The following is a 21,233-nucleotide window of genomic DNA, read 5'->3' on the forward strand; positions in this document are numbered from 1 at the left end:
GTTCCGTCTGACATCGCGCTCAGGCGTACAGGGCCTCGATCTGCTTGGCGTACTTCTGGTGCACCACGTTGCGCTTGACCTTGAGCGACGCGGTCAGCTCACCGGTCTCCTCCGTGAACTGGTCGGGGAGCACGTGATACTTCTTGATCGACTCGGTGTGCGAGACCAAATTGTTGGCCCGCGCGAGCAGCTGGTCAAGGTGCTCGATCATGTCGGCGTCCTTGAGCAGGTCGTACAACGAGCCGGACTTGTCGTGCTGCTTCTGCCACCGCTCAACGGCTTCCGGATCGAGGGTGAGCAGCACGGAGATGAACGGCTGGCCGTCACCCACGCAGACGGCCTCGGCGATGAGCGGATCCGCGCGAAGTGCGTCCTCGAGCTGGTTGGGCGCGACGTTCTTGCCGCCCGCGGTCACGATGATTTCCTTTTTGCGGCCGGTGATGCGTAGGTAGCCGTCCTCGTCGAGTGAGCCGAGGTCACCGGTGCGGAACCATCCGTCCGCAAATGACTCCGCCGTGGCCTTCTCGTTCTGCCAGTAGCCGGAGGCGACGACCGGCCCGCTGACCTCGACCTCGCCGTCGGTCGCGATCCTGACAGCGCAACCGGGGAGTGGCTGCCCGACGCTGCCGATCCGCATACGGTCAGGGGTGTTGACCGTGATGGCAGCACAGGTCTCGGTGAGCCCGTAGCCCTCGAAAATATTGACCCCAATACCGTCGAAGAAATGCGTCAGACGCTCACCCAACGCGGCACCACCTGAAATCGCGATCTCACAGCGTCCGCCGAGCGCGTTGACGAGCTTGGCGTAGACGAGCTTGGAGAACACCGCGTGGCGCAGCCGGAGTAGTGGACCGACTTTGCCCGCCCGATTGGCCTTGGAGTATGCGACCGCGGTCTCGGCAGCCTTGGCGAACATCCAGGCCTTGAAGGCGCCACCGTCCTGCGCGGTCGCCTGGGCCTTGTTGTAAACCTTCTGGAAGACGCGCGGAACGGCCAGGATGTAGTGCGGCTTCATCTCACCGAACGTCTCGACGAGATTCGTGATGTCCGACGAGTGCGCGATGGTCACACCCGCGTGGAAGCCCGCGAAGGTGATGGCACGCGCCAGGACATGGGCCAGCGGCAGGAACATCACCGTGGTGGAGTCGTCGCGCAGGTACTGCTTGAACGGTGTCTCGAGCACCGCCAGCGTCTCGGACATGAAGTTCCGGTGCGTGAGCATGCAGCCCTTGGGCCTGCCGGTGGTGCCGGAGGTGTAGATCAACGTAGCGGGGGAGTCCGCGCGCACCATGGACCGACGCTCGTCGAGCGCCGTCGCGTCGACCGTTTCACCTTCCGATGCCAAGGCCTCGAGTACGGGTGTCGCGCCGTCGATGATGAGTACCTCACGACTGCCGTCCAGGCCTTCGACGCCCGCGCGGGCTGTAGCGGCATTGACGTCGTTCTCGACGATGATGAGTCGGGCGGCCGAGTCTTCCATGATCCAGCGGATCTGTTCGGCGCTCGAGCTGTCGTACACGGGCACCGTCACCGCGCCGGCGGCCCAGATGGCGAAGTCGATGACGTTCCACTCGTATCGGGTGGAACACAGCAGGGCGACCCTGTCGCCTGCTTCGACTCCGCGCGCAATCAGCCCGCGTCCCGCGGCTCTGACCTCCTCGGCGAATTGCAGGTTGGTGACGTCCGTCCAACGGCCGTCGACGGGCTTCTGGAATGCCACGTTGCGCGGGCTCTGCTCTGCGCGGTCGTAGGCCGCCTGAACGCAGGACCAGTCGTCAGGGACGGTGAAGGTGGCGGGTGCGGCGATATATTCGCGCAAAGGGTCCTCCCGGTGGAGACGTTCCGTTATGTCGCCTGCCACACTATCCGCGCGGTCGGGGGAGGTCGACGCCGCCCGGCATCACCCGACCACTGTGAAGAGCGCATCGCCGGTCGGAATGTGTGAAGCTTGACGGTATGAACGAGGACAACGGTGCCCCCGAGGTCTGGCCGACCAAGGATTCCACGGTGGTCGATGCCCCGGTGGACGTGGTCATGGCGGTGATTTCCGACTTCAGCGCCTACCCGGAATGGTCCGCGTCGATTCGTGCCGCAGAGGTCGTGTCCACGGGCGCGGATGGTCGTCCGGACCAGGTCCGTTTCCAACTCGAGGCGGGCGCGATCGTCGACGAGTACGTGCTTCATTATTCCTGGTCGGCGGACAACCGCGGTCTGGAATGGCAGTTGGAGAGCTCTACGCTGCAGAAGTCCCAGCGCGGCAGCTACAAACTGGCGCCCGTGAGCGGTGGCACGCGGGTGGACTACGAGTTGGAGATCGAACTCGTGGTGCCGGTCATCGGCAGTCTGCGCAGTCGTGCCGAGCGCAGGATCCTCGAAGACGCGCTGAGCGAACTCAAACGTCGGGCGGAGTCCCGGTGACCGAGACTCTGGTCGTCGTCATTCTGGGTGGCGATCCCGCGCAACGCGCCGCCACCACCGCGAACCTCCTCTCGGACGGGCGCACCGCACTCGTCCTGACCGGCCACCCGAATGCCGTGGACCCCCGCTTGGCCACCGGCGACCACGGTTCCGTCGAGATCCGTCCTGAAGACCCGATCTTGCGTCTGGAGGCGTACCGCTCGGGATCGGTGGACCCGGACGACGACGTCCTTGCCGCACTGTCCGCCGGCGGCGACACCCCGCTCTCAGCAGTGCTGGGTTGGGAGTACGCCCGCCGCGCCGCGCGTGCCGGGTACTGGGACGTCGTGGTGGTGGAACTCGATGGCGACATCTCCGCGGTCCGCCGGATCTCCGCGGCCGGGGAGCTCGCCGCCTTTGTCGAGTCGAGGTGGCCCGCGCACGTCCGGTTCGCGTCGATGGCGGCGGGAGACCGCGCGGATACACGAATAAGGGAGGCCCACCGTCTCGCGTCCCTCGCCGGCGACGTGGCCGATTTCCTTGCCGGCCCGCTAGAGGTGCACGTGGTGGGCAGCGCACCCGAGGGGACGGTGGCGATGGCGGCCCTGGCCAGGGGAGCTGTCCACCCCGAGGTCACATCTGACGGTGTCGGGGGGTACCTGGTCGAGTATCCGGTTCCCACCCGTCCCTCTTCACCGGTGACGGTCGAGGGGGACAGACTCCGTCTGGAACACGACGGGTTCCGGGCGGTATTGCCTCTGCCTTCACTGCTGGCGCGATGCGAACTCGTCGGGACCGAGTTCGACGCCGACGCCGGCCGAGTGGTCGCCCGCTTCGTGCCCGACCCGGAGCTGTGGCCCCCGAATCTGGTGCCGAGCGGATCCGCGGGCCAGGCCGGGTAGTATCTGCTTTCGTTAACACCCATGACGCGAGGACCGGTGACCACGGTGCTGTACTACCTGTTCAAACACGTGCTCATCGGCCCGTTCCTGCGGCTTACCAGTCGGTGTGTTGTGACCGGTCGGGAGAACTTCCCCCGCCACGGTCCCGCGCTGTTGGTCGGCAACCATGAATCGGTGGCGGACTGGTTGTTCATGCCGCTTCTGGTTCCTCGCCGGGTGACCTTTCTGGCCAAGAGCGATTACTTCACCGGGACGGGCATCCGCGGCATGCTGAGTCGCTGGTTCTTCGCCGGCTCCGGGCAGCACCCGATTGATCGCACAAATGCGGACGCCGCCCAGGCCGCGCTCGACGCGGGGCTTGAAGTCCTGTCGAGGGGCGAGGTCCTGTGCATCTACCCCGAGGGCACCCGCTCGCCGGACGGTCGCTTGTTCCGGGGCAAGACCGGTCCGGCCCGTCTCGCTCTCCGCGCCGGGGTGCCGATCATCCCCGTGGGCGTGATCGGCGGTGGTGATTACATCCGCGGGCTCAGCCGACTCCGCTTCGGACGCCGGCCCGAGATCCGCATCAAGGTGGGGGAGCCGGTCGACCTGTCACCGTGGGCGGGCAGGGCGGGCGACCGCACCGCAGAACGAGAGCTCACCGACGAGTTCATGCGTCATATCCAGGCGCTCACCGGTCAGGAGTACGTACCCGACACGTACGGTGCCGATATGAAGAAGCGCTACGAAGCGGTCCAGAAGGCGGGCCGGAACATGCTGGACCAGCCCGTCGAGGGCATGCGCTGACGACGTGCGTTATTTCTACGACTGTGAGTTCATCGAAGACGGCACCACTATCGAGTTGATCTCGGTTGGTGTGGTGGCGGAGGACGGACGCGAGTTCTACGCCGTGTCGACCGAATTCGATCCTGCCGCTGCCGGTCCCTGGGTGCGACGCAACGTGTTACCGAAACTTCCGAACCCCTCGTCCCCGGCCTGGATGTCGCGAACCCGGATCAGAGACAAGCTGTACGAGTTCGTCACCGCGCCGCCGGCCGGCGGAGTGGAGATGTGGGCGTGGATCGGTGCCTACGACCACGTGGCGATCTGCCAGCTGTGGGGGGACATGACTGCTCTCCCGGCCGCCATGCCCCGTTTCACGCGGGATGTGCGGCAGCTCTGGGAGATGGCGGACAAGCCCGAACTGCCGCCGCACCCCGGTGGTGAGCACGACGCGCTCGCCGACGCCCGGCATGCGCTCATGCGGTTTCGCGCCATCGCGGCCAGGGCTCCCCACCTGGGTCTCTGACGCGGCGGTCCGGCACCGTCGCGTATCCTCGCCCAGGTGAGCAACTGGACAGTCGACGTCGACATCGCGCAGCTACCCGACCTTCCCCCGCTCTCCGCGGACCTGGACCGAAAGCTGGCCGATGCACTGTCGCGACCGGCGCTTCAGCAGCCGTCATGGGATCCGAAGCATGCCGCGGCAATGCGCAAGGTCCTCGAGAGCGTCCCTCCGGTGTGCGTGCCCTCTGAGGTGGAGCACCTCGCTGACCGCCTGGCGGACGTGGCTCACGGCCGCGCGTTCCTGCTCCAGGGTGGTGACTGCGCCGAGACGTTCGAGGCGAACACCGAACCACACATCAAGGGTGTCATCCGAACACTCCTGCAGATGTCGGTCGTCCTGACGTACGGCGCGTCGATGCCGGTGGTCAAGGTCGGTCGGATCGCCGGGCAATACGCCAAGCCGCGTTCCGCCGATCGTGACGCCACCGGACTGCTGTCCTACCGCGGCGACATGGTTAACGCGCTCGAAGCCGACGAGGCGGCCCGTGGTCATGACCCGTCACGGCTGGTCCGTGCCTACGCCAACGCTGCCGCCGCGATGAACCTGGTCCGCGCGCTGACCGCCTCGGGCACCGCTGACCTGCACCGCGTTCACGAGTGGAACATGGAGTTCGTCGCGGGTTCGCCGGCCGGAGCCCGATATGAGGCGCTGGCGGCCGAGGTCGACCGAGGACTCCGGTTCATGGACGCCTGTGGTGTGTCGGACGAGAACCTCCGCTCCGCGGACATCTTTTCCTCCCACGAGGCGCTGGTACTCGACTACGAGAGGGCCATGCTCCGCCTGGCCGACGACGGGACCGGACTGACCGGGGATGCGGAGCCCGGGCTCTATGACCTGTCGGCTCACTTCCTGTGGATCGGCGAGCGGACCCGCGGTATCGACGACGCACATGTGGCGTTCGCATCTCTCATCGAGAATCCGATCGGACTGAAGATCGGGCCCACCACCACGCCCGAGCTCGCTGTCGCGTACGTCGAGAAACTTGATTCGCATAATCGCCCGGGCCGCCTGACCCTGGTCTCACGGATGGGTAACGATAAGGTCCGCGAGGCGCTGCCCCCGATAGTCGAGGCCGTAGAGGCCACCGGCCATAAGGTCATCTGGCAGTGCGACCCCATGCACGGCAACACGCACTCCACGTCCAACGGCTACAAGACCCGGCACTTCGACCGGATCATCGACGAGGTGCAGGGCTTCTTCGAGGTGCATCACGCGCTCGGTTCGCACCCGGGCGGTATTCACATCGAGCTGACCGGCGAGGATGTGACCGAGTGCCTCGGCGGCGCCCAGGACATCTCTGACCTCGACCTCGAAGGCCGCTACGAAACCGCCTGCGACCCGCGACTCAATACGCAGCAGTCGCTCGAGCTCGCCTACCTGGTGGCGGAGATGCTCCGCGGCTGACCAACTCGGGAGCGGATCAACCGAGAGCGTCGATCTCCACCCCGGATCCACGGGCGACCACACGTCCGGGCAGCGGCGTCTGGCCGTAGACGATGCCGCGGGACGTGCCGGTGTCGATAGTCGCGCGCAGTCCCGCGTCCTCAAGGGCCCGTCGCGCGTCAGAGGCCCGGGATCCCAGCACCACGGGAACGGTCACCGCGTCGGAAGGCACGACCCGCACCACCGCGTTATCGGGATCCACCCGCTGGCCAGCCGCAGGTTCGGTGCGCACCACGTGGCCGTCCGCGATCTGTCGATCGGTGACCGGGGATTCGCGGACGATTGTGAACCCGGCTTCGGTCAGGATGTCGGTCGCCTCGTCGAGGGGCGCATCGCGGGTATCGGGAACGGTCAGTGCATTGGACACGAGCAGGGTGATCTTGTCGCCGCGTGCCACGCCGGTTCCGTTCTCCGGGTCGGTGCCCACGGCGTGCCCGCCCTCCACCTCGTCGTCGTAGATCCTCTCGACGCGTGACACAGTGAGGCTGGCCCCCTCCAACGCGTTACGCGCCTGGTCCTCCGCCAGGCCCGCGACGTCGGGAACGGCAACGGGTGCTGGTCCGGAGCTGGTCACCATGGATACCCTCGCGCCCACGTCGACCGTCGTGCCCGCCCGCGGCTCCAGCGACACCACCTGACCCTTGGGCACCGAATCTGAGTGTTCGGCGGTCCCCCGGATCGGTTCTAGGGAGTTCTCCCGCAGCAGCGTGGACACCGCCTCGACGGATCGGTCCGCACCCACCGGGGGTACCACGGGACGGCCGACGGAAACCAGGACCGCCACGGTGTCGCCGCGTGGGACTCGCTCCCCGGCGGCGGGATCGGTACCGACGAGTCCGGTCGGCGGTACGTCGTTGCTGAAGGCGTCCCGCGTGGTGGCCGCCAGCCCGACTGCGTTGACGGCGTCTGTGGCCTGCCCGATGGACATGCCCTGGACCGATGGCACCTCCACGAAGCGACCTGATCCGAGCCACCAGCCCGCTACGGCCAGGGCGATGGCGGCAGCGAGCGCCACCACGAGCCACAACAGACCTGACCGGCGCTGCGGGCGCATCAGGTCGCGCCTCTGCGGGGACTCGATCTGAGCGCCCGGAGAGGGCCCGGCCGAGCGGGTCTCAACCCGGGTCGGCGTCGGGCCGCCCGGATGACGGAGGGCCTCGCCGCTCTCGCGGTCGGCGGCGTCGAACTCGGACTCGCCGCCGGGGGCGGACCGTGCCGCGGCAGCCCGGGCCCGAGACCAGGAGGACTGCTGCGGTGCGGGGACCACGTAGGCAGGGAACTTGCCCGTCCCGGCGGCGTCGTCGAGGTCTCTGAGCATGGAGTCGGCGTCGGCGTAGCGGTCTTCGCGGCTGCGACGGGTGGCATGGAGGACGAGGTGGTCGAGGTCTTCCGCCACGGTGTCAGAGTGGTCGGAGGGGGCGGGGACGTCGGTGTCGAGTCGGCGGTAGGCGACGGCGATGTTGTTGTCACCGGAGAAGGGCGGTTCACCGGTGAGCATCTCGTACGCCAGGACTCCGAGCGAGTACAGGTCGGACCGGGCGTCGGTGTCCGCGCCGGTTATCTGTTCGGGGGAGAGGTAGGCGGCGGTGCCCATCACGACGCTGCTGGAGGTGGCCCGGGATTCGGCCACGGCCCGGACGAGGCCGAAATCCGCGAGTTTGACGGCACCGGTGCCCGAGATCAGGACGTTCTCGGGTTTGATGTCGCGGTGCACCAGGCCGGCACCGTGAGCTTCGCGCAGCGCACCGAGGAGGGGGCGCAGCACGGCGGCTGCGGCGTACGGCGGCATGGGGCCGCGCTCGTCCAGTAGCTCGCGCAATGTGCCGCCGGGCACGAGCTCCATGACGAGGAAGGCGATGTCGCCTTCAACGCCCTGGTCGAAGACCTGCACTATGCCGGGGTCGGACAGTTTCGCGGCGGAGCGGGCCTCAAGGGTGAAGCGATCGACGAAGGCGCTGTCGCCGGCGAGGGTGGGGTCGAGTAGCTTGACGGCCACGTGACGGTCCAGCCGTTCGTCGGTTGCCAGGTGGACGATCGACATCCCACCCCGCGCGATCACGGCGTCGAGCCGGTAACGCCCGTCCAAGAGCGTGCCCGGTCCCGGGAGGCGGCCGTCATATGTGCTCATGCCGTCCATTCTGCCCCTCGGGCCTCAAGAACGGTACGGCGCGACGCGGAGCGGGCAGTGGTGCGGCCCGCGGGCGCTCGGGCGTCTAACGTGGTGTGCGTGAGTAGCATTCCGCACAGCGACGACGTCCTGCCCGCCGGCACCGAGACCATCAACCTTCCCGAGGTGTCCGAGCGTCTCGGCATCCCTGTGACTAGGGTCCATGATCTTCTGCGCGACGGGTCACTGCTCGCCGTGAGGCGCGCGGGCATCATGGTTGTGCCGGCGTTGTTCCTGGATGACGACGACGAGATCGTCCGCTTCCTCCCGGGGCTTGTCTCCGTGCTCAGAGACGGTGGGTTCAGCGACGAGGAGATCCTTCGCTGGCTGTTCGACCAGGATGAGAGCCTGCCAGGGAGGCCGGCCGAGGCGCTCCACGGTCACAGCGCCCGCGAGGTCATGCGGCGCGCGCAGGCTATGGCGTTCTGAAGGAGCCCGACGGGTCGGGCGGATCCGGCACGTGCGTCGTCGCCCGCCGCCACCACATGCCCGTGAGCAGAGTGGCGGCCAGCGCGATCCCGACGAGCAGAGGACTGTAGAGACTGGTCGAGCCATTGGGGCCGATAGCCATCACGAGGAACACGGTCACACAAACGGCTGCCGTGGTGGCCCGTCGGCCGGGTCGGGCGGGGAACCAGAACGCGGCCACCCACACGTGGTACCAGGGCCAGGACAGTGTATTGAGCACCACGAACGCCAACATCGCCAGCATGATCCCGCGGAGCGCGTTCCGTGTGTGCTGGCGGTGGAACCACCACACGAGCACCAGGGTCGTCGCGAGGACCACCTGGCCGACGGTGCGTGCCACGGCGAGGATGTCCTCGAACCCGTGTGCATCCCACACTGCGTGCACTAGGTGCGCGGCTGCGGTGGGCGCGCTGAGGTAGTTGATCACGCGGTCGGAGACAGAGATGGCATGGATCCACCCGACGCCCGTTCCGGAGGCCACGGTGATCAGAGCGAACACCGTCAGTGCCACCGCGGCGGCGACTGCGGTGTCCGCCGTGGCGCCGAGAACGGGGCGGCTGGTGGCTGACGAGCGGCGCCGGTCGAGGGCGATCCACAGCAGGAACGGAGCCACGATCACGGCTGTGGCTTTGAAGGCGACCGCGATGCCGATCGCCGCCCCGGCCCACGCGTACCTCCGATCGAGGGTGAGAATTACCGCACCCACGCAGGCGACGAGCGGGAAGATCTCGTTGTGCAGCCCGCCCGCCACGTGGATCACCGTCAACGGTGAGGCGCACGCCAGCCAGACCGTTGCGCCAGGGTCGACCCCGGCGCGTCGTGCCGCGATCACCAGCAGCGCCACGAGTCCGGCAAGGGCCGCGAGGACCGCCAATCGAAGGATGATGACGCCCACGGCAGGGTGCCCGCCGGACAGGGCCACCACGATCCGCATGGACAGCAGGTGGAGTGGACCGTAGGGGGTGGCGGTGGACTGCCAGTCCGGGCTGACCTCGGTGGTGAAGGGCCCTGGGTTGGCCTCGGGGCCGAACTTGTACGGGTCGACCCCGGCTGCGGTCATGGCCCCCTGGGCGAGGTAGGACCAGGCGTCGCGGCTGAAGAGCGGGATCGACGGCAGCATGGGGAGCGACCACAATGCTGTGGCCCAGGCGGCGTCCCGGGCGGGCAGACGTCCGGACACGGCGCGCGGGCCCAACGCGAGCCACGAAGTCACCATGAGCGTCACGCCGACCCACGTCAGGATCAGCGCGAGGACGCCGCCGTGACCGAAGGTGTATCCGGGAAGTCCGAGAGCGACGGCCGGGCCACCGTCCACGGGTAGTGCGCCCGCGCCGAAGCCGCCGAGAGTGAGTAGGACCGCACCGATGATTCCGCGCCGCAGTGCGGGGCCGGAAGGACCGGACAGGGCGCTACGTGCCGACTCCGCCGTCGTCATGGTCACCGTCCGTATCCGTGACGACGACGTGGACGCGATCGTCGGGACCGTGCCTTTCGCAGGATCCACGCTCAGGCCCGTCGTTTTGTCGCAGCCGCCGCCAACGATCGGAGCTCGTCCCGCCCGTGATCGCTGACGGCCTCGGAGGAGATGGCGTCCAGCGCGCGATCGGTGAGCCCGTCTATCTCCGTCTCGACGGAGGCCACCGCGCCGGACTCCACGAGGATGCCGCGGGCCCGCTCGAGGGTCGTCGGCGTTGGTGCGGTCCCCAGCACGGACCGGAGGAAGTCGGCATCCACTCGCGGGGCCAGGGCGATGCCCCTGGCGAGTAGCAGAGTGCGTTTGCCCTCACGCAGGTCATCGCCAGAGGGCTTTCCGGTGATCTCGGGGTCGCCGAACACTCCGAGCATGTCATCGCGCAACTGGAATGCCTGGCCCACAGCTACGCCGAACTCTCGGAGCGCGGCGATGGTCTCCGGGCGGGCGCCGGCCAGTTCGGCACCGATGTGGAGGGGACGCTCGACCGTGTAAGCCGCGGTCTTGAACCGATTGACCCGTGCCGGGGTCTCCTCGTCCGTCGCGTCCGAGGCCTCGGCGAGGATGTCGAGCATCTGCCCCGAGAGGACCTCGGTCTTCATCGAGTACCAGGGAACCAAGGCTCGGGAAAGCGCGGCCGACTCGACCCCGGATGTCACGAACATTTCATCGGCCCAGGTCAGTGCCAGATCGCCGATGAGGATGGCCTGCGATTCGCCGTAACGTCCCGGGTCGCCGTCCCATCCGAGGTCACGGTGCAGGGACTCCACGGAACGGTGCACGGTAGGCCGTCCGCGGCGGGTGTCGGATGCGTCGATGATGTCGTCGTGGACCAGGGCACACGCCTGGATCAGCTCGAGGGCGGCGCACGCGGTCACGACCTCGTCCGGCACGTGCGCCCCGACGGAGTCGACCGCTGCATAACCGGCCAGAGCGAATCGGGGACGCATCCGCTTGCCACCGCCTAGAACGAAGTCGGCAAGGAGTCCCGCCAGGCGGTCGACGCGGTCATCGATCCCCGCCACGACCGCGCGACGTCCTCCGAGGTGGTGGCGGAGCGCGGCGAGGACGCGTTCTCCGTCGTCCGGTCGGGTCGCCGTGACCATGAGCACCGTCCCTTCCGGGCGCCCTGTCGCGGGTGCCCTCGTCGTCGATGATCCTAGTGGTCGGGTGGGAGAGGGACCCGTCTCACGTCGGGTTACCCTGTTCCGGTGACCCAGCTACCCGACTTCGACCCGACGGACGGCGGCCGGCACCCGAGTGTCGTCGCGCAGATCGCCGCGTCGACCTCTCCGAGGGTTCCGTTCTCCGTGGAGTTCTACCCGCCTCGTGATCAGGCGGCGGAGGAGCGTCTCTGGCGCGCCGCTTCGGTCTTCTCCGAGCTCGGGGCAGCGTTCGCCTCCGTCACGTACGGGGCCGGTGGATCGACGCGCGACCGTACGGTCCGCGTGGTGGAACGGATCGCCCGCGATACCAACCTGGTACCGATCGCCCACCTCACAGCGGTCGGACACACGGTTGCCGAACTGCGCGAGATGATCCGTATGTTCGGTGAGGTCGGGGTCTCCAATATCCTTGCGCTGCGCGGTGATCCACCCGGGGATCCGCTCGGAGAGTGGACCGCACACCCGGAGGGCCTGCACTACGCGGAGGAGCTCGTTCGCCTTATCCACGAGGTGGGAGACTTCCATGTGGGTGTGGCGTCGTTCCCCGAGGGCCATTACCGGGCTCGCGACCTGGACCACGACTCCGAGATCTTGATCAACAAGCTGCGTGCCGGGGCCGACTACTCCATCACCCAGATGTTCTGGGACGTCGAGGATTACCTGCGCCTGCGCGACCGCGCGGTCGCCGCCGACCCGGAGCAGGGCGCCAAGCCCATCATCCCGGGCCTCATGCCGGTCACGAGTCTGCGTCAGGTCAAACGGATGGTCGAGCTGTCCGGTTGCGCACTGCCGGACGACCTGTCGACACGGCTGCAGTCCGCGGCGGGCGACGGGCCGGAGGAGAACCGTGCGGCGGTGCGTGAGGTCGGGATCGATCTGACCACCCGGATGTGCGAGCAGCTGATCTCCGAGGGAGTCCCGTGCCTGCACTTCAATACCCTGAATTTCTCCAAGGCGACCCACGAGGTCCTGACTAACCTGTCGATGGTGACCCCGTCCGGGGTGTACGCAGGCGGGACCTGAGCCGACTAACCTCCACTCGGGTCAGTGCACGAGGCGGTCCTCGCGGGCCCGCGAGGTGCGGGCCGCCAGGACGGTACCGATCGAGACGAGCAGTGCCGCGCCGATCCCGACGATCATCCACACCGCGAAGCCGCGTGCAGCCGGATCCGGATACGACGACGACGCCTGCATACGGGTGATCGAACCGGGCGAGGGGGTCCAGCTGACGGAATTTCCGGCGCCGATGGTCCCGTTGCTCTGGCCGATCCGGTTGGGAAACGTCAGGTCCACCTGGGTGGTGGCGGAGTCGGACCGGTCCGCCGGGAGCCCGGACAGGTCGACCGATCCACTGAAAGTGACCGTGTCACCGCTCCGGCGGAATCCCATCGTGTACGGGCGCGCCCCCTCGATGTCGACGGCGAGCGTCAGTGCGTCCACCTCGGCGAAGGTCAACTGGGTGAAGTAGATCTCCCGCCCGGTAAAGCCGTCTGCGGAATACGGGGTGATCCGTACCTTCTGCTCCAGACCGGAAGGGGCTCCGATGCGTTCAAACGCCGCCGCCTGCTCCGGTTGATCTCCGGCCACGAGGATGCGGCCCGACACCGTGTCGTCCTTCCGCACGCTCATCTGCGCGTTGAGCTGTAGACACCCGGTCAACATGAACAGCAGCGTGGCAAGTGCGGTGACCCCCGCCAGACGCCGGGGCACGAGGGAGGCGCCGCGGGGCGGGGCAGTGGTCGCGGAAGGGTGGGGCTGGGTCACGATCGTCATTCTGCCCGTGAGCGACGTCGCCGCCGTGCCGACGTGCCGAGACGGCGACTTACGAGACGGGCGACGGTTCGGCCGCTGGTACCGATGACGCCCCCGCCGGGGTGGGTCGAGGCACCCGCGAGGAACACCCCATCAGCTCCGGGAACGGTGTGACCCCGAAGCTCGGGATGGGGTCGCATGGGCAGCATCTGATCCAGTGACATCTCGACGTGCATCACGTTGCCACCGATCAGCCCAAGTTCGGACTCCAGATCTTCGGGGGTCTGGACGTGACGATGGATGATCGAGTCAGCCAGCCCGGGCGCGTAGCGGTCGGCGGTCGCGATGATGCGGTCGGCCTCGGCCGGGCCGGCCTGTTCCCAGGAGCGTCCGTCCGCCAGGTGACGGGGATGCCATTGGGACCACAACGTCAGCTCGTGCCGTCCCGCGGGCGCGAGCGAGGGGTCGAGGGCACTGAAACTCATCGCCAGGACGGCGGGATCGGCGTCGAGTCCGCCTGCCGCCGCGACGCCGTGGCGTCGATCGAGGACACGGCGGTCCGTCACGAGCAGTTGCAATCCATGGGAACTGGTAGGAGTGTCGATCCCGGGGTATCGGGGAAGGTCGCTGGTCCCGAGACGTACGACCATGCCGAGTCCGAACCCCGGCCGGATTCTCCTGCGCCAACCGTCCAGGGTCATCTCCGGTAGCACTCCCGCCAGGAGGTCGAGTGTGGTGTGGACGTGGCAGGCGGCCACGACGACCGAGCACTCCAGTGAGGACCCGCTCTCAGTCTCGACCCGCCATCCGGATCCGGATCTGTGGACGGCGGTGGCACCCGACCCCGGGGTGACGGTCCCGCCATTGGCACGAACGGAAGAGACGAGCGCGTCTGCGAGCGCGCCCGAGCCGCCGATCGCACGGCCCGGCGGAATGCGATGCATGAGTGCGGCGAATCCGATCATCGGGGCCGTGGCGGGATGCGACATCGGTGGGCCGGACTGTGCCCCGAACCAGGACAAGGCCGCCTTGAGTCGTTCGGAGGAGAATGTGGCATCGAGGAGCGCGTCTCCCGACGACAGGAAGGTCTGTACCGCGCCGAACGGGTCCCGGAGGTCGTCGAACCCGAGGAACGCGGACCCCAGTCCGGAGGCCGTGGGCCGGACTGAGAAGCCCTTCATCATCCGACCGGCGAGCACATCCCATCGGCGCACGAATGAACGGTAGGCATCGGCGTCCTGCGCGCCGCATGCGGCGGCGATACTCACGCAGGTGGCGTCCAGGTCGCGGTGGAAGACGATGGGTGGAGCGTCGCTCCCCGGTGGCGCTGGTGCGAATCCCCAGGGGTCACAGTCAACGTAGCGCAGACCGTGTGAGGACAGGTCCAACTCTTCCGGGATGCCGGTGTGTCGGATCATCAGATGAGCGGATGAACCGCGATCCGTGCGGTGGCCCGGGTAGCGCTCGACGGTGGAGGTGGCTCCGCCGAGTACCGTGTCGCGTTCCACCACGTGCACGTCGAGGCCCGCCCGGGCGAGGTAGGCGGCGCAGACGAGTCCGTTGTGACCCGACCCGATCACCACAACGTCATGTCGTTGGCTCACGCGGGATCCCCTGCCTTCAGGAGCGGGAGCGGGCGCGCGAGGACGGCGAACGGCCTGGCATCGCCTTCGAACCGGTATTGGCGGAGGATGTCCGTGAAGCCCATCGACCGGTACAGGCGCCACGCACCGTTGGCTTCTCCGTCCACCTCCGGTGTAGACAACAGGACGGTTCCCTCTGGCCTGTCGGCGAGAAACCGGCTGAGCAGAGTGGAGCCGACCCCCCGTCCCTGGTGGGTGGGGGACACGTGGAGTTCGGTCAGTTCGACGTAGTCGGTGGGCAAATCACGACCCTGGTCGCGTAACCCGCGGGAGACCTGTTCGTACCACCACTGCCCAGGGCTGCCGTGGTAGCCGTAACAGATCGCCACCAGCGGGCCGCGCGACGGACCGAGGATCCGGCGTTTCGGAGCCTCGAACGCAGCCCAGCCCGACCATCCCTCGCGGTGGCTGTGCTCGAGCCACGCGGCCGCTCTGGACCGGATCACCTGTGGCGGGTAGCCCATGGCGTCCACATAGACGCTCAGCGCCTCGGGTAGTCGGTCTCGGAAGTCGGCGGCGTCCAGCCGGGTGATCACGGTGTCCATCCCCACCATCTCACCACGCGCACGCGTCTGTGGGCCGGGTTGTGTCGTACCCCGGCGATACCTTGCGTTCAGAAAGGGAGGTGCGGTGGAGATGGGCACAAGCAACGGCGGACGAATTCCGGGCGGGTGCGCCGGCAAGTCACTGGGTCGGGCGGGCCGGGCCGAAATCCATAGGGGGCGCGCGGTGGCGGCCTCGGCACCCGAGGAGCGGTTCGTCGAGGCGTACCGTGCGGCCCGGACGGCGGCCAGTGCCCTTCTCGTCCCCGGGCCGCGTAGGCGGGGCCCGACCGATGTCTGGCACCGCCTCTCGTCGGAGGTGCCGGACCTCGGGGAGTGGGCGACCGCTTTCGGTGGATATTCCGCTCTGGCGGCCGCGGTTGAGGACGGTCTTCCCCGCACAGTCACGGACCGTATGGCGGATGATTTCCTTTGGGCGGTGGGCAGATTCCTCGATCTCGTGGACCAACGGCTGGGGGTCCTGGGGCCCGCGGCGTAACTAGTTCACGCGTGTTCGGTGCGGAGGTTTGCCCTCAGTGGGTAATCGTGGTGGTCCTCAAGGCGTTCCGCTCGTATGATGGGGGGAACCCTTGACCGGCTGATCACCCGACACGGTCGATGTCTACCGATCGAGCCGGCTGCGCTCGTCATCACGAGCATTTGAAGGAGGTCGAAGTGCCCCTATCTGAGCACGAGCAGCGCATGCTCAAAGAGATCGAGAGCGCGCTCTACGCCGAAGACCCCAAGTTCGCGTCGTCTGTCCGCAAGACCGGCGCGACCGGACCTCGTCGTCCCACAGGTCTTGTCGTGGCGCTCGGATTGCTGGGAGTCGCCCTGCTCGTGGGTGGGTTGGCCGTGTTCAAGCTCGGTGGCTTCCCGATCCTCAGCCTCATCGGTTTTCTTATGATGTTCGCGGCTGGTGTGCTCGCCCTGCGGTCCTCGCCCTCCCACAGGTCCACCGGCAGAGCCAAGCAGGCGGCGGGCTCCAAGGTGCCCGGCGCGGGCCGCGGAGCCACTCGGTCGTCGGGAGGGCAGTCCTACTCGACGCGTATGGAAGATCGTTTTCGGCGTCGGTTCAATCAGGAGCCATAGCCAGGCCGGTGTAGTAGGGCCCTGACGGGCCCCGGACCTCGAAGGAGGGGTGAGCGCAGATGCGCTCGCCCCTCCTTCTTTGTATTTGTCCGAGGCGCCGGCTCCACGGTCCAGTCGGAGCTCTTCCACCTTGGGACACACCAGGGTTGCGGCTCATGCCGCACCGTCCCACTACGCCCCACCCTGTAACCCCACTTCCCCCCACGGGCCTTGCCTCACTGATGGTCTTGAGCCGCAGTAGTCACACTGGTACCAATTTCGCGGACTATTCCCGCCCGGTCGGAGGCGTTGGGTGCTCTTTTCGGTGCGGGGCTACAGTGGATTTGAATAATTTTGTGCGCTGTGAACTGCAGTTAAAGCTGTTGGTGGGGAGAAGTGGGGCGCAGACCTTGTTTGTGGGGCGTTGTGGGGTAGAGTGGGGCACGCAAGGAGCTCGAAGGGCCTGAACCCCAGGAGGTGGCGGGTGACCGACACCGATCCCGTCGACTCCGGACGTGAACGAGCCTTTGTCGGGTACGGGACACACCGTCCCAAGCTCGACGACAAGGGGCGACTGACGATCCCCGCCAGATTCAGGCCAGGCCTGGCGGACGGGGTGGTGGTGTGTGGGTGGTTCACCAACACGCTCTCGGTCTTCCCTGAAGACGAGTTCGACGCGCTGGTCAGAAAGGTCCGGCCGACCGCCAACCTCAGCGAGAGGCACATGGCGTTCTTCCGGCTCCTGGTGAGCGGCGCGGAAGTCCAGCAGCTGGACTCGCAGGGGCGGATCTCCGTGCCGGCGAGTCAGAGGAACTACGCCGGTCTCGACAAGGACTGTGTCGTCAACGGCCTCGGGGAACGACTCGAGGTCTGGAACGCCGAGGCGTGGGACCGCTACAGCGCCGAGAACCTACCCGTGTTCTCCGAGATGGAGGGCACCTCGCTCGGGATCGAGTTCTGATCCAGATCGAGGCATGAGACGAACTAGGCAACAAGCACGACGGACGGAGCCCCCCGGCCCCTGCCCGGCACCACCCTGACGTACTTCCCCAACGCCAGGTGGGTACCGGACGGGGACCAGGGGGCTCCACCACAACCGGAGCACTAACGAGAATTTCCGGACGCGAGGGAGGCGAGATGGCGGCAGAGCCCGATGCCGACCGAGGCGCCGCGCGCTCCGGGCACGTCCCGGTCTTCCTCGAGCGGACCATCGAACTCTTCCGTCCGGTCGTGGAGGGCGCCGCCGGTGAGGGGCGCACCCCGGTCATCGTGGACGGCACCCTCGGGCTCGGCGGCCACACTTCGCACCTGCTCGCGGAGTTCGATGACCTCCACATCCTCGGGGTGGACCGCGATCCGGAAGCGCTCGACATCGCCACTCGTCGGCTCACCGCCTACAGGGATCGCTTCACTCCTGTGCACGCACGATTCGACGACTTCGACGATATCGTCGCTGCGCTTCCCGCGGACGCCCGTGACGAGGCCGGACCGGCGATCGATGGAATCCTGCTGGACTTCGGGGTCTCCTCCATGCAGTTGGACGTGGCCGAGCGCGGCTTCGCCTACTCGGTCGACGCTCCGCTGGACATGCGGATGGACCCCACCACCGGCCCGACCGCCGCGGACGTGCTGGCCGACTACACACACGGGGATCTCGCGCGCATCTTCCGGGTGTACGGCGAGGAGCGGTTCGCCCGGCAGATCGCCGCCGAGATCGTGCGACGGCGGGACACCGATCCGGTCACCACGAGTACTCAACTCGTCGAACTTCTCTACGACACCATCCCGCATGGGGCCCGCCGCACCGGAGGCCATCCGGGCAAGCGTGTGTTCCAAGCGCTGCGCATCGAAGTGAACGCGGAACTGGAGGCGGTGGAGAACGCCGTGCCCGGTTATCTCGACCTCGTCCGTGCAGGCGGACGTGCCGTGTTCATGGCCTATCACTCGCTCGAGGACAAGATCGTCAAGCGCGAACTTACTTCGAGGATTGCCTCACGTACCCCCGCCGGCCTCCCGGTCGAACTTCCAGGTCACGGCCCGGAGTTCGCCGCGGTCACCAGGGGTGCGGAGAAGGCGTCACAGGCGGAGATCGATCACAACCCACGCTCGGCCTCGGTCCGGGTGCGTTGCGTCCGGCGAATCGACGGGAGAAACCCATGACGAGCACAATCGATACGCCCGGGTCGATCAACGGGCTCGACACTCTGCCCACGCCCGGCGATGCCGTCGATGGTCCCGAGACCGCTGGCCGAGCGGTCGGCTTGCGACGTCGACCGGTCACCCGATCCGTACGAGGGCGTCGAACGGTCATAGTTCCCGCGGAGCGACTGAGCGCTGCCGACCTCGCGGGCCGGGTGCCCTTCGTCGTCGTGCTTCTCCTTCTCATCGGTGCGGGCGTGGGCGGCACACTCCTGCTCTCCGCCCAGACCACTCAGGACACTTACGATCTGAAGAACGCCCGAGACTCCAACGTCGAGCTCGTCGAACGGATGGAGTCCCTCCAGGCGTCCAACGAACGCGCCCGCTCCGCTGAGGTTCTGGCCCAGCGCGCAGAGAAGCTCGGGATGGTCGGCGTGGCCAGCGCACCGATCCTCGCCAGGGGTTCGGACGGGGTCATCGAGATCGTGGGCGAGCCCGAGGCGAAGCTCGGCGCGCCGATCAAGCCGCTGCAGCCCGCTCCGGTAGCGTCCGATCCGTCGAGGTCGCCTGGCAGGGGCGGGTTCGACATACCGCCCGCGCAGTCCCCCCAGGACAGGACGCCTCGCGGGGTCGCCCCCGTCCCGTATCCGCCCACCCAGGCGGCTCTACCGGCGCCTCTTGGAGAACCCGTCCCTCCGGCTCCGGTCGAGCCGGCACCCGCAGTTCCCGAACTCGCCGCCCCGGCGCCGGCCGGCCCCGGCGCGGACACAGCGACACTTGCGCCGGTACCCGGCCAGCCGTTCTGACACCTAACCCCGAAAGGCACTCCCGATGACCGATCGACGCAACCCGGGAAGCGGACCCCGCGTCCCATCGGGTGCCCCTCGCGGGGCGGCGCCGGGCGCAGGGAGGCCACCGACACGCTCCGGCCGGATTCTCACCGCCGCGACCACCGACCGCCGCTTCACCTGGATGCGGTCGGCGTTCGCGGTGATCATGGTGATCGCACTGGCCAAGCTGTTCTGGGTGCAGACCATAGGCGGTACCGAACTCGCTGCGCGGGCGGAAAGCCAGCGGCAGGTGCACCAGATCCTGCCCGCGACGCGTGGGGCGATTGTCGACCTCAATGGTGACCCCATCGCGTTCACCCGCGAGGCGCGCGACCTGTCCATCCAGCCGCTCGTCGAGGAACGCAATGCGGAGGAGCGAAAGAAGCTCGACAGCTCCAAACCCACGTGGGACGAACTGGTCGAGGAGATCGCCGACGAGTTCGAGGCGGTTCTCGGTGATTCAGTGCACCGCGATGAGATCGAGGCCAAGCTCACCTCCGGCGGAGGATTCACCTATCTCGTCCGCAATGTCGACGTGACCCTGGCCAACACCATCACCAAGAAGTTTCCGATGGTCGGCGCCGAGCGCGTCGACATCCGCGAGTACCCCGGCGGAGCCCTTGCGGCGAACGTCGTGGGAGCCACGTCCAAAAGTGACGACGGCAAGCTGATCGGGCTCCAGGGCATAGAGGCGTTCTTCAACGACCAGCTCGACGGCGAAGACGGCCGACAGACGTTCGACCGAGCCCAGGACAACACCATCATCCCGGGCACCCTGCGCAACGTCACCGAGCCGCGGGACGGGGACACCGTCCGGCTCACGCTCGACGCAGATCTGCAGTGGCACGTCCAGAAGGCCATCCAGTCGGCCAAGGACACCTCCGGCGCGGAGAACGCCTCCGCCGTGGTGCTCGACGCTCACACCGGTGAAGTCCGGGCGATGGCCAACGACAATACGTTCAACCCGGCCGTGGGGGTCGGTACCGAACTCGAGCGGGGCGCCGATCTCGGGAACCAGGCTGTCACCTCACCGTTCGAACCAGGCTCGGTGCAGAAGATCATCACGGCATCCGCCGCGATCGAAGGTGGTCTCACCGACCCCCAAGAGGTCCACTCGGTGGACGGCAGTATCAGCATGGAGGGAGTCACCGTCTCCGACGCGTGGCAGCACGGCCCCACGCCCTACACGACCACCGGGATATTCGGTAAGTCGTCCAACGTCGGCACCCTGATGCTCGCGCAGCGTATCGGCAAGGAGTCCTTTTCCGACTACCTGCACAAGTTCGGCCTGGGCGAACGCACCGGGATCGAACTCGCCGGCGAGTCCGAGGGACTGGTCCCGGACCTACAAAACTGGCAGGGCGGCAGCTTTGCCAACTTGCCCATCGGGCAGGGGCTGTCCATGACCACACTCCAGATGGCCGGGGTCTACCAGACCATCGCCAACGACGGACTGCGGGTTCCTCCACGGATCGTCGCCGAGACTGTCGGTCCGGACGGCGAATCCAAGGCCACCGAGAGGCCCGAGGGCGAGCGTGTGGTGAGCGAGGAGACGGCACGAACGGTTCGCGACATGTTCCGCTCGGTCACACAGTCCGGCGGAACCGGGCCCCAGGCCGCGGTCGCCGGCTACCAGATCAGCGGCAAGACCGGTACGGCTCAGCAGATCGATCCCGGCTGCTCCTGTTATTCCAACTCGCGGTACTGGATCACCTTCGCGGGAATCCTCCCCGCCGATGACCCCGAGTACGTGATCGCCATCATGCTCGACGCGCCCCAGCGCGGAGTGCTCGGCGCTTCCGCCGCGCCCCTCTTCCACGACATCGCCTCGTGGCTGGTCAACAGGGACAACATCCCGCCGTCCGCGCCCGCGCCGGAACTGGTCCTGCAGGCGGGGTGACCGTCGCCGGGCAGG

Annotated in this window: 20 protein-coding genes; 13 read left to right on the top strand and 7 right to left on the bottom strand. The window is 67.6% G+C overall.

The window, feature by feature from the left end; genetic code table 11:
• Window positions 1-19 precede the first annotated feature (19 nt).
• Window positions 20-1,819, bottom strand: coding sequence for an AMP-dependent synthetase/ligase (locus tag ON04_RS05385; RefSeq protein WP_010540565.1), 1,800 nt, complete (start codon window positions 1,817-1,819; stop codon window positions 20-22).
• Between the two features lie 137 nt (window positions 1,820-1,956).
• Between ON04_RS05385 and ON04_RS05390 the strand changes: the two genes are divergently transcribed.
• Genes ON04_RS05390 through ON04_RS05410 form a run of 5 tightly spaced genes read left to right on the top strand, consistent with a single transcriptional unit; the run spans window position 1,957 to window position 6,030 of the window.
• Complete coding sequence (locus tag ON04_RS05390) at window positions 1,957-2,418, top strand: SRPBCC family protein (protein WP_010540566.1); 462 nt, start codon at window positions 1,957-1,959, stop codon at window positions 2,416-2,418.
• Window positions 2,415-3,299 (top strand): hypothetical protein, encoded by an 885-nt coding sequence (locus tag ON04_RS05395; protein WP_010540567.1) that lies wholly within the window; start codon window positions 2,415-2,417, stop codon window positions 3,297-3,299. The genes ON04_RS05390 and ON04_RS05395 overlap by 4 nt, the downstream gene beginning before the upstream one ends.
• Window positions 3,300-3,320: 21 nt before the next feature.
• Window positions 3,321-4,085 (top strand): lysophospholipid acyltransferase family protein, encoded by a 765-nt coding sequence (locus ON04_RS05400; protein ID WP_238529243.1) that lies wholly within the window; start codon window positions 3,321-3,323, stop codon window positions 4,083-4,085.
• A 4-nt stretch (window positions 4,086-4,089) separates the two neighbouring features.
• Window positions 4,090-4,587, top strand: a complete 498-nt coding sequence (locus ON04_RS05405) for a polyadenylate-specific 3'-exoribonuclease AS (protein WP_010540569.1) — start codon at window positions 4,090-4,092, stop codon at window positions 4,585-4,587.
• 36 nt (window positions 4,588-4,623) lie between these two features.
• Window positions 4,624-6,030 (top strand): class II 3-deoxy-7-phosphoheptulonate synthase, encoded by a 1,407-nt coding sequence (locus tag ON04_RS05410; RefSeq protein ID WP_010540570.1) that lies wholly within the window; start codon window positions 4,624-4,626, stop codon window positions 6,028-6,030.
• Window positions 6,031-6,046: 16 nt separating this feature from the next.
• Here the strand turns inward: ON04_RS05410 and pknB are convergent, their stop codons facing one another.
• The gene (gene pknB / locus ON04_RS05415; RefSeq protein ID WP_141564647.1) at window positions 6,047-8,197 is read right to left on the bottom strand and encodes a Stk1 family PASTA domain-containing Ser/Thr kinase; all 2,151 of its coding nucleotides are present in this window, start codon (window positions 8,195-8,197) and stop codon (window positions 6,047-6,049) included.
• A 99-nt stretch (window positions 8,198-8,296) separates the two neighbouring features.
• On the opposite strand from pknB, the gene ON04_RS05420 reads away from it, so the two are divergent.
• Window positions 8,297-8,665: an Rv2175c family DNA-binding protein gene (locus ON04_RS05420; RefSeq protein ID WP_029457804.1), complete on the top strand. Its 369-nt coding sequence runs from the start codon at window positions 8,297-8,299 to the stop codon at window positions 8,663-8,665.
• Here ON04_RS05420 and mptB read toward each other — a convergent pair.
• Together mptB and ON04_RS05430 are read right to left on the bottom strand one after the other, a co-directional pair.
• Window positions 8,652-10,139, bottom strand: a complete 1,488-nt coding sequence (mptB, locus tag ON04_RS05425) for a polyprenol phosphomannose-dependent alpha 1,6 mannosyltransferase MptB (protein ID WP_010540573.1) — start codon at window positions 10,137-10,139, stop codon at window positions 8,652-8,654. The two genes, ON04_RS05420 and mptB, sit on opposite strands and share 14 nt — an antisense overlap.
• A 71-nt stretch (window positions 10,140-10,210) precedes the next feature.
• On the bottom strand, window positions 10,211-11,281 hold the full coding sequence (locus ON04_RS05430; RefSeq protein WP_010540574.1) for a polyprenyl synthetase family protein: 1,071 nt from the start codon (window positions 11,279-11,281) through the stop codon (window positions 10,211-10,213).
• Window positions 11,282-11,386: 105 nt separating this feature from the next.
• Here ON04_RS05430 and metF point away from each other — a divergent pair, with 105 nt between their 5' ends.
• A complete protein-coding gene (metF, locus tag ON04_RS05435) occupies window positions 11,387-12,364 on the top strand; it encodes a methylenetetrahydrofolate reductase [NAD(P)H] (RefSeq protein ID WP_010540575.1) in 978 nt (325 codons plus the stop codon).
• A 21-nt stretch (window positions 12,365-12,385) separates the two neighbouring features.
• Here the strand turns inward: metF and ON04_RS05440 are convergent, their stop codons facing one another.
• From ON04_RS05440 to ON04_RS05450, 3 genes are read right to left on the bottom strand one after another with little or no spacing between them, the layout of a single operon-like run.
• Window positions 12,386-13,114: an LppM family (lipo)protein gene (locus ON04_RS05440; RefSeq protein WP_010540576.1), complete on the bottom strand. Its 729-nt coding sequence runs from the start codon at window positions 13,112-13,114 to the stop codon at window positions 12,386-12,388.
• Window positions 13,111-14,697, bottom strand: a complete 1,587-nt coding sequence (locus tag ON04_RS05445; RefSeq protein WP_029457807.1) for a phytoene desaturase family protein — start codon at window positions 14,695-14,697, stop codon at window positions 13,111-13,113. Before ON04_RS05445 ends, ON04_RS05440 begins: the two co-directional genes overlap by 4 nt.
• Window positions 14,694-15,281: a GNAT family N-acetyltransferase gene (locus ON04_RS05450; protein WP_010540578.1), complete on the bottom strand. Its 588-nt coding sequence runs from the start codon at window positions 15,279-15,281 to the stop codon at window positions 14,694-14,696. Before ON04_RS05450 ends, ON04_RS05445 begins: the two co-directional genes overlap by 4 nt.
• Before the next feature lie 91 nt (window positions 15,282-15,372).
• On the opposite strand from ON04_RS05450, the gene ON04_RS05455 reads away from it, so the two are divergent.
• From ON04_RS05455 to ON04_RS05480, 6 genes are all read left to right on the top strand, one after another.
• Window positions 15,373-15,777, top strand: a complete 405-nt coding sequence (locus tag ON04_RS05455; protein WP_050815272.1) for an SAV_6107 family HEPN domain-containing protein — start codon at window positions 15,373-15,375, stop codon at window positions 15,775-15,777.
• Between the two features lie 176 nt (window positions 15,778-15,953).
• Window positions 15,954-16,370, top strand: coding sequence for a DUF3040 domain-containing protein (locus ON04_RS05460; protein WP_010540580.1), 417 nt, complete (start codon window positions 15,954-15,956; stop codon window positions 16,368-16,370).
• A 463-nt stretch (window positions 16,371-16,833) separates the two neighbouring features.
• On the top strand, window positions 16,834-17,310 hold the full coding sequence (locus ON04_RS05465) for a division/cell wall cluster transcriptional repressor MraZ (RefSeq protein ID WP_010540581.1): 477 nt from the start codon (window positions 16,834-16,836) through the stop codon (window positions 17,308-17,310).
• A gap of 176 nt (window positions 17,311-17,486) precedes the next feature.
• Window positions 17,487-18,509, top strand: coding sequence for a 16S rRNA (cytosine(1402)-N(4))-methyltransferase RsmH (rsmH, locus tag ON04_RS05470; RefSeq protein ID WP_010540582.1), 1,023 nt, complete (start codon window positions 17,487-17,489; stop codon window positions 18,507-18,509).
• Entirely contained in the window at window positions 18,506-19,294 is a 789-nt protein-coding gene (ftsL, locus tag ON04_RS15910; protein ID WP_010540583.1) for a cell division protein FtsL, read from the top strand. Before rsmH ends, ftsL begins: the two co-directional genes overlap by 4 nt.
• A 25-nt stretch (window positions 19,295-19,319) precedes the next feature.
• The gene (locus ON04_RS05480; RefSeq protein ID WP_010540584.1) at window positions 19,320-21,218 is read left to right on the top strand and encodes a peptidoglycan D,D-transpeptidase FtsI family protein; all 1,899 of its coding nucleotides are present in this window, start codon (window positions 19,320-19,322) and stop codon (window positions 21,216-21,218) included.
• The last annotated feature ends 15 nt before the right edge of the window (window positions 21,219-21,233 follow it).

Source organism: Dietzia alimentaria 72, from assembly GCF_000226215.1.
GTDB lineage: Bacteria > Actinomycetota > Actinomycetes > Mycobacteriales > Mycobacteriaceae > Dietzia > Dietzia alimentaria.